Annotated in this window: 8 protein-coding genes and 2 pseudogenes; 5 read left to right on the top strand and 5 right to left on the bottom strand. The window is 73.0% G+C overall.

Translation table 11 applies throughout. The annotated features are described in order from the left end of the window. Positions 1-44: 44 nt before the first annotated feature. Entirely contained in the window at positions 45-1,370 is a 1,326-nt protein-coding gene (locus ACF07S_RS28540) for a ricin-type beta-trefoil lectin domain protein (RefSeq protein ID WP_391975498.1), read from the top strand. Positions 1,371-1,466: 96 nt separating this feature from the next. Here the strand turns inward: ACF07S_RS28540 and ACF07S_RS28545 are convergent, their stop codons facing one another. Then, the gene (locus tag ACF07S_RS28545; RefSeq protein ID WP_391966437.1) at positions 1,467-1,694 is read right to left on the bottom strand and encodes a DUF5133 domain-containing protein; all 228 of its coding nucleotides are present in this window, start codon (positions 1,692-1,694) and stop codon (positions 1,467-1,469) included. 587 nt (positions 1,695-2,281) lie between these two features. Here ACF07S_RS28545 and ACF07S_RS28550 point away from each other — a divergent pair. Continuing rightward, positions 2,282-3,544: an MFS transporter gene (locus tag ACF07S_RS28550; RefSeq protein WP_391975499.1), complete on the top strand. Its 1,263-nt coding sequence runs from the start codon at positions 2,282-2,284 to the stop codon at positions 3,542-3,544. A gap of 101 nt (positions 3,545-3,645) precedes the next feature. Here the strand turns inward: ACF07S_RS28550 and ACF07S_RS28555 are convergent, their stop codons facing one another. Beyond that, a complete protein-coding gene (locus ACF07S_RS28555) occupies positions 3,646-6,531 on the bottom strand; it encodes a hypothetical protein (protein WP_391975500.1) in 2,886 nt (961 codons plus the stop codon). A gap of 188 nt (positions 6,532-6,719) precedes the next feature. On the opposite strand from ACF07S_RS28555, the gene ACF07S_RS28560 reads away from it, so the two are divergent. Next, on the top strand, positions 6,720-7,025 hold the full coding sequence (locus tag ACF07S_RS28560; protein ID WP_391966439.1) for an SH3 domain-containing protein: 306 nt from the start codon (positions 6,720-6,722) through the stop codon (positions 7,023-7,025). Between the two features lie 147 nt (positions 7,026-7,172). Here ACF07S_RS28560 and ACF07S_RS28565 read toward each other — a convergent pair. After that, positions 7,173-7,837, bottom strand: a pseudogene (locus tag ACF07S_RS28565) (ROK family protein); the annotation flags it as partial. Between the two features lie 536 nt (positions 7,838-8,373). Between ACF07S_RS28565 and ACF07S_RS28570 the strand changes: the two are divergent. Further along, the gene (locus tag ACF07S_RS28570; RefSeq protein ID WP_391966441.1) at positions 8,374-8,616 is read left to right on the top strand and encodes a DUF6411 family protein; all 243 of its coding nucleotides are present in this window, start codon (positions 8,374-8,376) and stop codon (positions 8,614-8,616) included. A 114-nt stretch (positions 8,617-8,730) separates the two neighbouring features. Here the strand turns inward: ACF07S_RS28570 and ACF07S_RS28575 are convergent, their stop codons facing one another. Both ACF07S_RS28575 and ACF07S_RS28580 read right to left on the bottom strand, forming a co-directional pair. Beyond that, positions 8,731-10,488, bottom strand: a complete 1,758-nt coding sequence (locus ACF07S_RS28575; RefSeq protein ID WP_391975501.1) for a lectin — start codon at positions 10,486-10,488, stop codon at positions 8,731-8,733. 17 nt (positions 10,489-10,505) lie between these two features. Further along, positions 10,506-13,400, bottom strand: coding sequence for a lectin (locus ACF07S_RS28580; RefSeq protein ID WP_391975502.1), 2,895 nt, complete (start codon positions 13,398-13,400; stop codon positions 10,506-10,508). A 444-nt stretch (positions 13,401-13,844) separates the two neighbouring features. On the opposite strand from ACF07S_RS28580, the pseudogene ACF07S_RS28585 reads away from it, so the two are divergent. After that, positions 13,845-14,101 (top strand): annotated as a pseudogene (locus ACF07S_RS28585) (erythromycin esterase family protein); the annotation flags it as partial.

Raw genomic sequence — 14,101 nt, forward strand, 5'->3', positions numbered from 1 at the left:
CGCGGACTTCCAGGTCGAGCCTGAGAAGAAAGGTATGGAAGTACATGTCCGAACAGCAGCAGGCGTCGAGCGAGCCGTCCGTCTCCGAGGCGGCAGCCGCAACGCCCGGCGCCGGGAAGCCCCCGACCGCCTCCGCGCCGGAGGGCACCGGTGCGGGGACCGCCGCGGCCGTGCCGGAGGCCGGTGCGGGAGCCCCGCCCGCCGGTTCCACGGAGGGACGGAACGCCGGTACCGCGGCCGCGGGGCGGAGCAGTGCCGCGGGTGACACCGGGGAAACCCCCGCCGGCGGGAAGGCTCGGGGCGCCGACAGCGCCGAGGCGACGGCCGCCGTGACCGCGAGCGGTGGCGAGGACGTCGGCGAGGACGGGAAGGGCGGCGCCGACTCGGCCCGAGGCGCGGGCACCGAGGAGACCAATGGCGCGCAGGGACTGTCCGCCGCAGCGGCCAAGGGGCAGCGCGTGGCCGTTGCGGCCGCCGTGGACGGTGGCGGCGCAACCGGCTCCACCCGCAGCGGTGTAGGCCGCCCCCGCAGGCCCGTGCTCGCCGCCGCCGCCGTAGCAGGTGTCCTCCTGGTCACCGTGCCGCTGCTGATCACGGCGAACGACGAGGACGAGGACGAGAAGGTCGTCGACACCGCGGCCGCCGACACTGTCGTGGGCGCGGCCAACGACCCGGCCGGCGTCTTCGCCACCCAGTCGCCCTCCTCCGCGAAGACCGGGCCGGACAAGAAGGACAAGAAGGAGAAGAAGGAGAAGGAAGAGGAGAAGCAGGAGAAGCAGGAGAAGGCGCCCGCGCCGCCGCCCGCGGAGAAGCCCGCAGCGCCCGCCGCGGAGCCCAGCCCTTCGCCTGCCCGGAAGAAGAAGGCCGTCGCGAAGGAGGCGCCGAGCGATCTGCCGGCCGTCCTGACCAGAGTGCTGATCAAGAACAACACCAATCGCACCTGCGTGGACGTCCCGGGCTTCACCAGCGGCCGGCCGGACGGGCCGGTGACGCATGCCACGTGCAACAGCAACACCGACGACAACCAGCTGTGGAACGTCGAGAAGCGTTACGACAAGGCCGGCCCCGGCGGGGCACCGCTCTTCCAGATACGCAACGTCATGGACAGCATGTGCCTGGACCTGCCCGGCTACCAGGGCGTCGGAGGGGCCACCAAGGTCACGGAGTTCCCCTGCGACGGCACCACGAACGACAACCAGCTGTGGTGGCTGGACAAACAGTCCGACGGGGCCTTCTGGATACGCAACGCCGCCGCCAACAACCAGTGCCTGGACTCCTACGGGCCCGACGACGGGACCCGCGACCTGATCGTGTGGCCCTGCGCCCCCGAGGGCCGGAACAACCACGAGTGGATCTTCACGCGGTCGTGACCGGGCCGGGCCGCTGCCACCGGGTGCGGCCCGGCCGCGCTCTCGTCCCCTTCGGTACGGCCGGGGCACGGCGGAGGCGCGGCGACACGGCAGCGGTCAGGTCGTGAGGAGGGAGTCGTCGCGGGTGCGGGCGCCGGGAAGCCGGTGGCGGGCGGCGATGAGAGCGGCGTCGATGTCACGGGTGCCGGTCGACACGCACAGGGTGTAGGCGACGTCGTCCATGCGTCGGCGGACTTCCGGGCTGCCCTCCTCGGCGTGCAGGATGCGCAGTGCGTCGTACTGCTCGATCAGGTTCTGCAGTACCGCGGGGTGTGCCATGAGCATCGGAAGTGTCCCTTTCGCCGCAATCACCATGTGCCATGCACTGGCCCGTATGCCCCGATCCCGGGCCGTCATGCCGGTGGTTTCCGGCCGGTGACCAGGGCCCGGGCCGGCAGGGGCGCAGTCGGTGCGGCGGGCATGCGGCGGGGGCGCGGTGTGGCATCACCCGGCCGAACGGCACTCCGACACCTCGCCGGGAGGCTGCCGGGCGGCGCCGGCCGGCTCGGCAGGGGCCGCCCGGCGAGTCCGTGAGGCCGCTGCGGGTGTCGCTCGGTCCGGATCACGGCGCGGCGGCGACCGCGACGTGCCCGGTGTGACGTTCGGCGAGTTGATCACGCTGTGAGGGTGTGCCGGTCGGTCACCGGTGTGATGCCGCAGCCCCGGGCATCCGATACGGCACGAAGGCATCGGGCACCCGCCTCCGGCGCGCCGGGAGCGGGCCCGCCCTCGCGACCGCGGCCCGGTATGCGGCCCGTCCCGCCTCGCCCTGAAAGGGGGTTCGCCAGACGCCCCGCTCCGTCGTGGCTCCTACCCTTTCCCGTCCAGGTCGCGCCTCGGCTGCCACCACGGTCCACAGAAGAAGCACCTCCTTGATATCCACGAAAGCCCGGCACGCCGCGCCCCGGCATTCCCGTCCCGTCGCCTACGGCCGGGTCCGGGGTATCTATCTGCCTCGTCTCACGGACGCCCTCGCGGCCTCGATGGCCACCTACGGCATCCCGCTGCTGGTGCTGGGCACGACGAACTCGTCGTCCCTGACCGGAGTCGCCTTCGTGCTGGCGTGGGCGCCGCGCCTGTGCACGTTCACCCCGGCCGGCATGGCCGTCGACCGTTACGGGCCCGCACGGGTCTTCCGGCTGGCCGCCGCGACCCGGGCGCTCGTCACCGGCCTCGCGGCGTCCGCCCTGGCCATGACCGATGAACGCACGGCCCTGGGCCTGGTGATGCTCCTGGCGGCGTGCGCGGGATGTCTGACCCAGTTCAGCTACGTCGCGGCCGAGAGCGTCGGCGCGACCGCCAGCCGGGACGCGGGCGACGGGGCACACCGCGTCCAGTCGGTGCTCCTGGGCATCGACCAGACGGCCGCGCTGGCCGGCCCCGCGGCAGGCGGCCTGCTTCTGCAGTGGGACGGCCCCAGCCGCATGCTGGCTGTGATCGGCGGCTTGTCGATGCTGTCGGCCGCCATCACCCCCCGCATGCGCCACGCGCCCCGGCACACGCCGGAGGCAACCACGTCACCGGCACACGGATGGCGCACCGGCTGGTCCACCCTGCGCGCACTGCCGGCGCTCGCCCGGCTGGTGGCCGGACTGGCGCTGTCCAACCTGGCCCTCGCCCTTCTGGAGGCGGCGACCCCGGTGATCGTGGTGCAACAACTCGGCCGCTCCAGCGCCTCGGTCGGCATGGTGTGGTCCTGCGCGGCCGCCGCCTCACTGCTGGCGGTCGCCGCCTGCCGTCTCATGATGGACCGGTGGTCACTGACGACGGTGGGCCGCTGCGCCGCTCTCCTGACGGGCGTGCCGTGTTTCCTGATCGCCCACGCCGACTCCTATCCGGCATACCTCACGCTGATCGCCGTGTTCATGGCCGGCGACAGCGTGCTGGCCGTCGTCCTGCGCACCCTGCGGTCCCACCTCATCCCCGCCGAGGTGTTCGGCAGCACCCTGTCGGTGACCGTGCTGCTCCTGCTCCTGCCCTACCCCCTCGCCGGCGCCCTCATGGCCGTCGTCGACCCCGCCGCCATCCCCACACTGATCACCGTCTGCGCCGTCCTGCAGTGCCTCGGTCTCGCCTGCGCCTTCACCCACGGCACACGCCCCCGGACACACCGCGGCAGACACCGCAGGAAATAGGGCCGGATGGTGCGGCGTGGGCACGTCCTCGTCGCCGGCGGAGCGGTACTCGTCGTACACCGGTCCGCGGGCCCGTCCGCTTCCGCGCCGGTCCGCCGGATTCAGGCCGGGTCGGCCGCCGCGCGACGCGGGCAGGGCGGGGCGTAGTCGAGGCGGGGGAAGTGCCGGGCCCACCGGGCACGGCTGATGGTGCCGTGGAAGCGGTCGCAGGCGGCGGCGAGCACCCGGTCGAGGTCGGTGTACCAGACCTGGACACTGCGGTGGGCGGTCACGGTGAGGATCGTGCCGTCCGCCGTGAGATACCGGACCTCCTTGACCGACCCGCCGGGGTTGGTGAGGAAGGCCAGCGGCGCGGGGTGCGCGCGGTCGGTCACGTCCCAGGTGTTCACCGCGCCGTCCACGCCGACGGTCACCGCCGTACGGCCGTCGGGGGCGAAGGCCACACCGGCGACGATGTCGGCGTGTCTGGCCAGCTCGCCCAGCTGACGGTGCCGGGGGAGACGGCTGATGTCCCACAGCTTCGCCGTACGGTCGTCGCTCCCGCTCAGCAGGGTGCGTCCGTCCGGGCTGTAGGCGAGGGCGTCGACGAAGTGCCGGTGCCCCTCAAGGACGGCGATGGTGGCGGCGCGCTGCGGGCGGGTCACGTCCCAGATGCGGACGGTGCCGTCGTCGGAGCCCGAGGCCAGGGTCGTTCCGTCGGGGCTGAAGGCCACGGGCTTGACGTTGGCGATGTGCCCGGTCAGCTTGGCGAGTGAACGGGGACGCGCCGGATCGGTGATGTCCCAGAGGCGGACGGTGTCGTCGTAGCCCGCGGTGGCGGCCATGCGGCCGTCCCGGCGCACGGCGACGGAGTAGACGGCCTCGGAGTGCCCCGTGGGCCGCTGCGACAGCAGCGCCGGGTGCCGGGGGTCGGTCACGTCCCACAGCCGGAGCGTGCGGTCGGCGCCCGCGCCGACCAGCGTGTCGCCGCGGGGGGTGAACTCGATGAAGTTCATGCCGACGCCGTCGCCGTCCATGGTGCGGAGCCGGCGGGGCTGCCGTGGATCGGTGATGTCCCACAGGAGGATCTGCGAGCCGTCGGCCATGGCCAGGGTGCGGCCGTCGGCGGTCACGGCCGGTGTGTGTCCGGTCGGCCTGGGTCCGGCCTGTCCGGCGCCGGCCGAGGCGACGGACAGGGTGCTGAGCAGGGCGTCCCGAGTGCGCTTCTGCGGAGCCTGCTGGTAGGCGGCCAGCGCGATCTGGGCGGCCAGCGCCGGATCGTGCGGGCTGAGGCGCACGGACTCGTCGGCGGCCCGCAGGACCACGGCCTCGTTGCGCTGCCGGGTGACGGTGTTCTGGGCCTGTACGGCGAAGCCGGCGGCGGCCACGGCACACACGAGCAGGACGACCAGGGCCCCGACCAGCCTGCGCAGACGACGCAGGCGGCGGCGGTCGCGCCGTTGCGCCTCCTCCGCCGCCGACTCGCTGGCGTCGAGGAAGGCGCGTTCCCGGGCGGTCAGCGCCTGCCGCGGGAGGTCCTTCACGGCGGCGAGGCGCACGCCGCGGTACAGGATGTCACGGTCGTGGTCCAGGGACTCCCAGAGGGCGGTGGCCTCGGTGAGCGCGCGGAGCAGACGTTCCTGGTCGCGGTCCTCGTCCAGCCAGTCGCCGAGCCGGGTCCAGCAGCGGATCAGCGCCTCGTGGGCGATCTCCACGTGGTCGCCGTCGACGGTCAGCAGCCGCGCTCGGGTGGCCTGCTCGAGGACGAGCGCGGTGTCGGGGCCGTCGTCGAGTTCTTGGCGCGGCACGCGGCGCTTGGTGTCCTCGGTGCCCTCGCCCAGGGCGACGAGCCTCAGGAACAGCCGTCGCGTGGCCCGCCGCTGGCTGTCGCTCAGGGCACGGTAGAAGGCCTCGGCGGTTTGCGTGAGGGCGCCCTCGAAACCACCGGCCGCCCGGTACCCGGCCAGCGTGAGGGCGTTGCCCCGCCGTCGGCTCCAGGTTTCCAGCAGGGCGTGCGACAGCAGGGGCAGCGCCCCTGACCGGCCGTGGGCGTCGGCCGTGAGGGTCGTCAGCAGGGCGCTCTCGACGGTCAGCCGGGCGCGGGCGGCAGGCCGGACGATCGCCGCCCTCAGTTCCTCGACGGTCATCGGGCCGACGGGATGGTGGGCGTGGGGCAGGGCGTCGACGAGGCCGGGCGACCGCGTGCAGTGCGTGTAGAAGTCGGACCGCACGGCGACGGCGACCCGCGTGCGGCTGTCGGGGGCCTGTGCCGCGTGCACGAGCGAGGCGACGAACCGCTCGCGCTCCCCCGCGTCGCGGCAGAGGGTGAACACCTCCTCGAACTGGTCTACGACAAGGAGGAGTTCCTCCGTGGCGGAGTCGCCCTCCTGCCGCCCGGCGAGGATCTGCCGCACCATCCGGTGGAGAGCGCCCGACTCGGCCGCGAGCTCGGCGCGCACCGGGCCGGGGGCGACGCCGGCGCGGGCCGCCAGCCGGTTGGCGCATTCCTCCAGCGGATGCGGCCCGGGCGTGAAAACCAGCGTGGGAACACCGACGAAGGCGGGAAGCACGCCCGCGCGCAGCACGGACGACTTGCCGGACCCTGACGCACCGAACAGAACGAGAAGCCTTCTTTCCTTCAAATGTTCGACGAGTGCGCCGGTGAGCCTTTCACGGCCGAAGAAAACACCGGCGTCGGCCTCCCGGAAAGCGGCCAGACCGGCATAGGGGGGCCGGGCGTCATCGCTGTGGCGGTTCTCCGTGGCGGCCGCCGCGGGGGCACCCGCGCAGGCGTCTGCCGTCCGGCGCCAGATCAGCTCCCATTCCCGCTCGTCACCGCCGCAGGCGCGGACATAGGCGAGGGTGACGGCCAGGCTGGGCAGCTGGCGTCCCGCCGCGGCCGAGGACAGCGTCGCGATCGAATAGTGCGCGTGCCGAGCGAGGTCCCGGTAAGTGGGACGGCCGGCCTGTTCCCGCAGTTTCCGCAATCGCGCCGCAAATTCGAACAATGGACCGCCCTCCGGGTCCAGTGGGCGCTCTCCCCGTGGCACGCGTACACACTTCCTCCCGGTCACACGGATTGTTCGGCATCCGTTTGTTCGGCTTCGGCGGGCCGGCCCTGAACAACAGATTAGCGGCTACAAACGGTGCATCAGGTCCCGCACCGGGACCGGGAAACGAGTGGAAAGAGGAATCCATGAAGAAGCGAATTCTGGCCGCGGCCCTCCTGATCAGCGGGCTCACGCTGATCGCCGGCCCCCTCGCGCAGGCCGCGCAGGATGCCGCCCCGTCCCACGCCGCGGGGCAGCAGGCCCACATCTGCACGGTCAACGACGACGGGGTCAACTTCCGCGGCGGCCCCGGCACGCAGTACCCGGTCCTGGGCCAGGTGAACAGGGGACAGCAGCTCGTCTACCGCGCCCAGGAGGAGAGGTGGATCATGGGCGACCTGGTGGGCGGGCGCACCGGCGTCTGGATCCACGACGCCTACCTGGACTGCTGACCCGGTAGCGTCCTGCCGGCACCGCGGGGCGCGGTCACCAGGTGTGACCGCGCCCCGCGGCACCCATGGGGACGCGCCTGCGCCGTGCGGCCACGACACCCGCGCACCGGCCGTCACCCCCGCGAGCGTCGACCGCGCCGTACCGGATCACTGCCGGCCGATGGCGAGTGCCGCGGCGGCGGCGCCGACCAGGCCGGCGTCGCGGCGCAGGGCCGCCGTCCTGATCCGGCAGGCGGTCGCGAAGGGCGGCGTGGCGTACTCCCGCACGTGGGCACGCGAAGGGGCGAACAGTACCGTCCCGGCCTCGGCCGCCCCTCCGCCGACGACGGCGAGATCGGCCTCCAGCAGATGGGCGGTGGCCGCTATGCCCGCGGCGAGCGCACGGGCCGCCCCGTCGAAGGCGGCGATCGCCGCCGTGCCGCCCTGCCCGGCCGATGCGGCCACAGCCCGGGCGGTCGCCTCCTCGCCCCGCGGGGCCTCCATCCCAGGGACAGTGCGGTGCGCGTGATGGCCGGTCCGCCGGCGGCCTGCTCGACGCATCCCCGGGCACCGCAGACGCAGAGGTCCTCGTTCATCTCGACGCCGATGCGGCCGATGCGGCCGATGTGGCCGGCGTTCCCCGTCGGTCCCGGGTGGACCCGGCCGTCGATGACCAGTCCACCGCCCCTCCCGGTGGACACGACCATGCACAAGGCGTTGTCGGCCTCGCGCGCGGCGCCCCGCCACCGCTCCCCCGTGGCCATCGCCACCGCGTCACCCACCAGGCGCACCGGAAGCCCTCCGGTGAGGCGGCCGACCTCCCCGGTGATCGGGACCGCCGAGCACCGGCGGGCCGTCAGCCGGCTGGTCGCGGCGCAGCGCCCGCACCGCAACGCCCCGGACGGCTACTGGGTGGCCGCGGCGGACCCCGCCGCGGCGTACAACGCCGTGACGGGCTCCGTACCGCGTGCGGAGGTCACCCGCGCGGCCGTCCTGAGCGACGGGGCCCCTGCCTCGCCGAGGACTACGGACTCACCGACTGGGCCGGTCCGCTGGACATCCTCGAGGCGGCGGGCCCCGACGAGCCCGTCTCCCGTGTCCGGCAGGCGGAGTCGACCGATCCGGACGGCGAGCGCTGGCCCCGGTACAAGGCCGGCGACGACTCGACCGCCGTCTTCTGCCGCTTCGGCCGCCCCGGACCCGCCGGTCGCCGAACCGTCACCGGCCGCGACCGCTGCCCGGGCGGTTCGCCCGGGCGGCGGGGCCGGGCGAAGGGACCGGCTCGGGTGCGTGTTCGGCGGGGAACGGGGCACGCGGTACCACACGGGCCAGCCAGTCCGGCGTCCGCATCCTGACTTTGGAGGTCCTCATGATGGTCGTTGGCATCATCGCCGTCTGTGTGGTCATCGCCGTCCTCGCCTTTCTCGTCCCACGTCTCTCCCGGCACCCGCAGAACGGGACGCAACGTGTCCTCGGTGTCGGCTCCCGGGCCGGGTCCAAGGCCCCGGGCCCGCTCGGGCGCCTGTTCAGCAAGCCCTTCCGCTCCAGCTCCCGCGCGGTCGGCCGCAGCGGTTCCGCGGGCCGGCGGACCCGCGGCAAGCTGCCGTTCTGACGCCCGGTCCGCACCTCGGCTCCCGCCTCCCGGATCGGATACGGATGTGCCCCGCTCACCGGTGTGAGCGGGGCACATCACGTGGTGGCCGGTCGGTTCACCGGCCGGTGTCCGTCAGGGCAGGGTCCATTTCTGGTTGGCGGCGGTGTGGCAGGTCCACAGGTGGACGGGGGTGCCGTCGTTCCAGGTGCCGCCCGACGCGTCCAGGCACTTCCCGGACTGCGGATTGCGCACCGTGCCGTCGGACTGCGCCGCCCACACCTGCGCACCCGAACCGTTGCACGTCCACAACTGGATCCGCGTACCGTCCGCGCTCGCGCCGCCCGACACGTCCAGGCACTTGCCGAGCGCCCGCAACGAGCCGTCACCGGACACCGTCCACCGCTGCGCCGCACTCCCGTTGCACGTCCAGACCTGCACCTCCGTCCCGTCGGCCGTCTGCCCGCCGTCCACGTCCAGGCACTTGCCGTTGACCCCCTTCACCTCACCCGAGCGGGGGCCCGGCTCCTGGCCGCCGCCCCGCTTGACCCGGATGTCGCGGAAGGCGACCTCGTCGCCGTCGCCGTGGTTCTGGATGCCGACGTGGCCCTGGCGCAGGCTTCGTGCCGGGTCGGTGTTGGTGTAGTCGTTGATCTTGCGGCCGTTCAGGAAGATCTCCAGCCGCTCGCCGGTCACGCGGAGTTCGTAGGTGTTCCACTCCCCCGGCGGATTCAGCGCGGCGTCCCGTGCGGCGATGTCGGCGGACCGGAAGCCGTAGACGGCGCCCGTGGTGCGGTCGGCCGCGTCGGTGGCGTCGATCTGGATCTCGTAGCCGTTGTCCACCGCCGACCACGGGTCGTCGGAGGCGGGGAAGCCGATGAGGACCCCGGAGTTGTCGTCCCCCGCCGCCTTCCAGTCGAGCTTGAGGGAGTAGTCCCCGGTGAACTCCTCGGCGGAGTACCAGAGCATGCCCAGACCGCCCCGGGAGGTGAGGGTGCCGTCGGCGAGGGTGAAACCGCCGGGTCCCGCCTGCCTCCAGCCGGTGGTGGACGAGCCGTCGAAGAGGGCGGTGTAGCCGGTCTCGGGACGGCAGTCGGCGTGGGTCGTGCCGGCGGCCCAGCGGATGCCGCCGAGGAGGTGCCGGCGGAAGGCCGGCTCGGCGTACGACTCGTCGGTGTGGCCACCGCCGGTGTAGAAGGCGCGCCCGCCCCGGTAGTCGCTGCACCAGGCGATCGGATGGTCGCCGGACATGGTGCCGCCCGTGTAGCTGGACTCGTCCAGCGAGGCCAGGACGTGGGCGGTGGTGCGCGGGTTGGTGCGGTAGTTGTACCACTCGTCGGTACGCTGCCAGGTGTCGCCCAGGTGGGCGGTGGCGTCGTGTGCCCGGTCCTCCACCTCGACGGTGGCGGACTGGATCGCCGGGTGCGAGTGGAACAGGGCACCGGCCAGCCCCTCGTAGAAGGGCCAGTCGTACTCCGTGTCGGCCGCGGCGTGGATGCCGACGTAACCGCCGCCGCCCTGGATGTATCCCTCGAAGGCGGTCTGCTGGGCGCCGTTCAGCACGTCGCCCGTCGTCGACAGGAAGACGACCGCCTTGTACTGGGCGAGGTTTCCGGTGGTGAAGGCCTGTCCGTCCTCGGTGGCGTCGACGGTGAAGTTGTTCGCCGTGCCCAGGTCGCGGAGCGCGGCGATGCCGTCGTCGATCGAGGAGTGGCGGAAGCCGGCGGTCTTGGAGAAGACCAGGATCCGGTACGCCGGGTCGGCCGCCGATCGCGTCTCACCGTGCGCGGCGAGGGCCTGGCCCTCGGCTGCGGGCAGGGCCGCGGCCTGGGGGACGAGGCAGAGTACGGCAGCGGCGAACAGGCCGAGGGCCGCTTTCAGATGGGTGCGCATGTCGGGTCGCCTCCTTTCTACGGCAGGGTCCATTTCTGGTTGGCGGCGGTGTGGCAGGTCCACAGGTGGACGGGGGTGCCGTCGTTCCAGGTGCCGCCCGACGCGTCCAGGCACTTCCCGGACTGCGGATTGCGCACCGTGCCGTCGGACTGCGCCGCCCACACCTGCGCACCCGAACCGTTGCACGTCCACAACTGGATCCGCGTACCGTCCGCGCTCGCGCCGCCCGACACGTCCAGGCACTTGCCGAGCGCCCGCAACGAGCCGTCACCGGACACCGTCCACCGCTGCGCCGCACTCCCGTTGCACGTCCAGATCCGCACCCCCGTCCCGTCGGCCGTCTGCCCGCCGTCCACGTCCAGGCACTTGCCGTTGACCCCCTTCACCTCACCCGAGCCGGTACCGCCGCCGGCGGTGGTGAAGGAGAACTCGTCCACGTCGAACAGCGAGCCGCTGCCGCCCTTGAAGACGAGGTGGAGGGAGGTGGAACCGGCGGGCCGGTTGCCCAGCGTGGCGGTGACGTCCTGGAAGGTTTCCCAGCCGCCGGTCACCGGCACGGTCGCCGTGCCGAGCAGGGTGCCCGTCGGGGAGCCCGCGCGCACCTCGATCGTGCCGCCCGTGCCCGCGGAGGAGACCCGCGCGGTGAACGTGGCGGCGTCGGCCAGGGCGTAGGGCTCGAAGGAGATCCAGTCGCCGTTGTCGATGTGGCCGACCGTCCTGCCGCCGTGCGCGGGGCCGTGGGCGACGACCTGGACGCCGGCGGAGTCGCCGTAGTGCTCGGCCTGGCGGTGGCTGGGCTGTGTGATGTGCTGGTCGTGCGTGGTGAGCGCGGGCTGGCCGTTCGCGCCGTTGTCCGTGTACTCGGCGTCGACGACACCGAAGATGTTGGCGTTGGGGTCGTGTTCTCCGTCGGCCAGGGTCCGCAGGGTGCCGCTGCAGCCGGTGGCCGAGGTCTGCGGGTGGCCGTGGCTGTCGTGCCCGATGACGAAGGTGACCTTCACCTTGGAGCAGTCCACGGTGCCGTCCTCGGGGTCGGTCACCGTCACCCTGAACGGGATCGCGGCGCCGAAGTCGTAGATGCTCCCGTCCACGGGCAGTTCGAGCCGCACCGTGGGTGCGGTGTTCCCGACCGTGATCCGCACCGACGCGGTGGCGGACCTGCCGGTCGTGTCCGTGACCTTGAGCGTGGCCGTGTACTGGCCGTCGGCGGAGTAGGTGTGGGAGGGATGGGCGGCGTTCGAGGTGGCGCCGTCGCCGAAGGTCCACGCGTGGGCGAGGGCGTCGCCGTCGGCGTCGGAGCTGCCCGCCGAGGAGAACGAGACGGCCAGCGGCGCCTTTCCGGAGGTGACGCTCGCCTTGGCCTGAGCCACCGGGGCTCGTCCGCCCGTGACGTGCTCCATGCGGTACAGGGCGGAGTTCTCGTCGCCGTTGAAGTATCCGGTGCCGTAGTCGAGGACGTACAGGGCGCCGTCCGGTCCGAAGGCCATGTCCATCACCTGGGTGCCGCTCCAGGGGAAGGCGTTGATGGACTGCACGGTGCCGTCGCCGGCGGACTCGACGCGCTTGATCCAGCGGCGGCCGAACTCTCCGGCGAAGAAGTCGCCGTCGTACTCCTGCGGGAACTTCACCTCGGAGGTGGAGGAGGCGTCGTAGCGGTAGACGGGACCGCCCATGGGCGACTCCGAGCCGCCGCCGAACTCGGGAACCGAGCCGCCGTTGTACGGGATCCAGGCCGGCTGGGCGGGCGGGAGGTCGGTGAGGCCGGTGTTGTTCGGCGAGGTGTTCCTGGGTGCCGCGCAGTCGAACTCGGCGCCCGTGGCTCCGGTGGCGAAGTCGTGGTCGGTGTAGGCGTCGTTGTTCCCGGTGCAGTACGGCCAGCCGAAGTTGCCCGCCTTGGTGATGCGGTTGAACTCGACCTGTCCCTCCGGGCCCCGCCGGGGGTCGGCGGTACCCGAGTCCGGGCCGTAGTCGCCGAGGTGGACGACGCCGGTGGCCTTGTCGACGCTCATCCGGAACGGGTTGCGGAAGCCCATCGCGTAGATTTCGGGCCGCGTCCTGGCGGTGCCCGGCGGAAAGAGGTTGCCGCCGGGGATCGTGTACGAGCCGTCGGCGTTGACCTTGATCCGCAGGACCTTGCCGCGCAGGTCGTTGGTGTTGCCGGACGAACGCTGGGCGTCGAAGGCCGGGTTGCGGGACGCCCGTTCGTCGATCGGGGTGAAGCCGTCCGAGGCGAAGGGGTTGCTGTCGTCGCCGGTGGACAGGTACAGGTTGCCCGCCGCGTCGAAGTCGATGTCGCCGCCGACGTGGCAGCAGATGCCCCGCGAGGCGGGTACGTCGAGGATCTTCCTCTCACTGGCGGGGTCCAGGGTGCCGTTCGTCCGCAGGACGAACCGGGACAGCCGGTTGACGCCGTCGAACGGGGCGAAGTCGGCGGCCGTACCGTTCCCGGGGGCGTCACCGCCCGGTGTGCCGAGCTTGGGCGCGTAGTAGAGGTAGACGTGCCGGTTGGACGTGAACGCCGGGTCCACGGCGACGCCCTGCAGGCCCTCTTCGTCGTGGCTGTAGACGTCCAGCTTGCCGGCGACGGTGGTGGTTCCCGCGGCGTCGGTCAGCCGGAGGGTGCCGTCGCGCGAGGTGTGCAGGACCGAGCGGTCCGGCAGCACCGCCAGCGTCATGGGCTCGCCCGTCTCGGCGACGCCCTTGGCGAGCGTGACCTGCTGGAACTCGGGCGCGGCGACGCCTTCGGCCTCGCTGCCCGGAGCAGCGGGCGCGGCGGTGGCCGGGGACACCGGCACCAGGCAGCCGACGGCGCATGCCACGGCGGTCAGTAAGAGACGGGCACGTCTGCGTCTGAGCGGTCTCGTGCGCACAGAGGTCTCCCAAATGTGGGGTGGGAAGACGGCAGGCCTCATCGGACTGCCGGGGTCGCGGGCGCGCGCCGTCGCGCCGTCAGAACCGGCCGGGCAGCTTTATGACCGGTTCATTTCAAGGAAGTTAGCGAGCTTCGTGGAGCTCCGTAACCCACCGCACACAAGATCTCGCGGCTTTTTCCTCGCGCGGGACAAAGTGGTGCGGTCGCCCCGGCGCGCGGAGGGAGGACACCGCCCCGGCAGTGGCTCGGCCCGGCACGCCCGCATGGGCGTCGGTCCTCGCCGACGTGGCGCCGGCCTCCGCGAGCGGTGGGCCGAGCCGGGCGGCGGGCACGGCATGCCGCCGGGGACGCCCGGACGCGGGCGTCCCCGGCGTCGTCGCCTTCCCGTCGGCACATCTCCTGGCCTGCGGTGTTGCTCCGGCCGGGTGACGCATGGAGCGCGGCCGGGCGCTCCGGCGGGGACGCCGGCGTCATGACACCCTCCATGACAAGGCGGCTCGCCGCCGCGCTGCTCCTCTGGCTCGCCGTCGCCCCCGCGACGGCTTCGGCGTCACCGGCCGGCGGAGGGCCCGGGGGGCCGGGCGGGACCGTCACGAGCGCCGAGGACGTCCTGCCTGCCCTCGAGGAGGCGGCCCGCCCCCTGCGCACCACCGAGGCCTCCGGTCCGCTCGAGGACCTGCGCCCCTTCGGGGAGGCGGTCGGTGACGCCGTGGTGGTCGGCGTCGGCGAGGCCGCGCACGG

The sequence above is a fragment of the Streptomyces sp. NPDC016640 genome (assembly GCF_043076215.1).
In the GTDB taxonomy this organism is placed as follows: Bacteria; Actinomycetota; Actinomycetes; order Streptomycetales; family Streptomycetaceae; genus Streptomyces.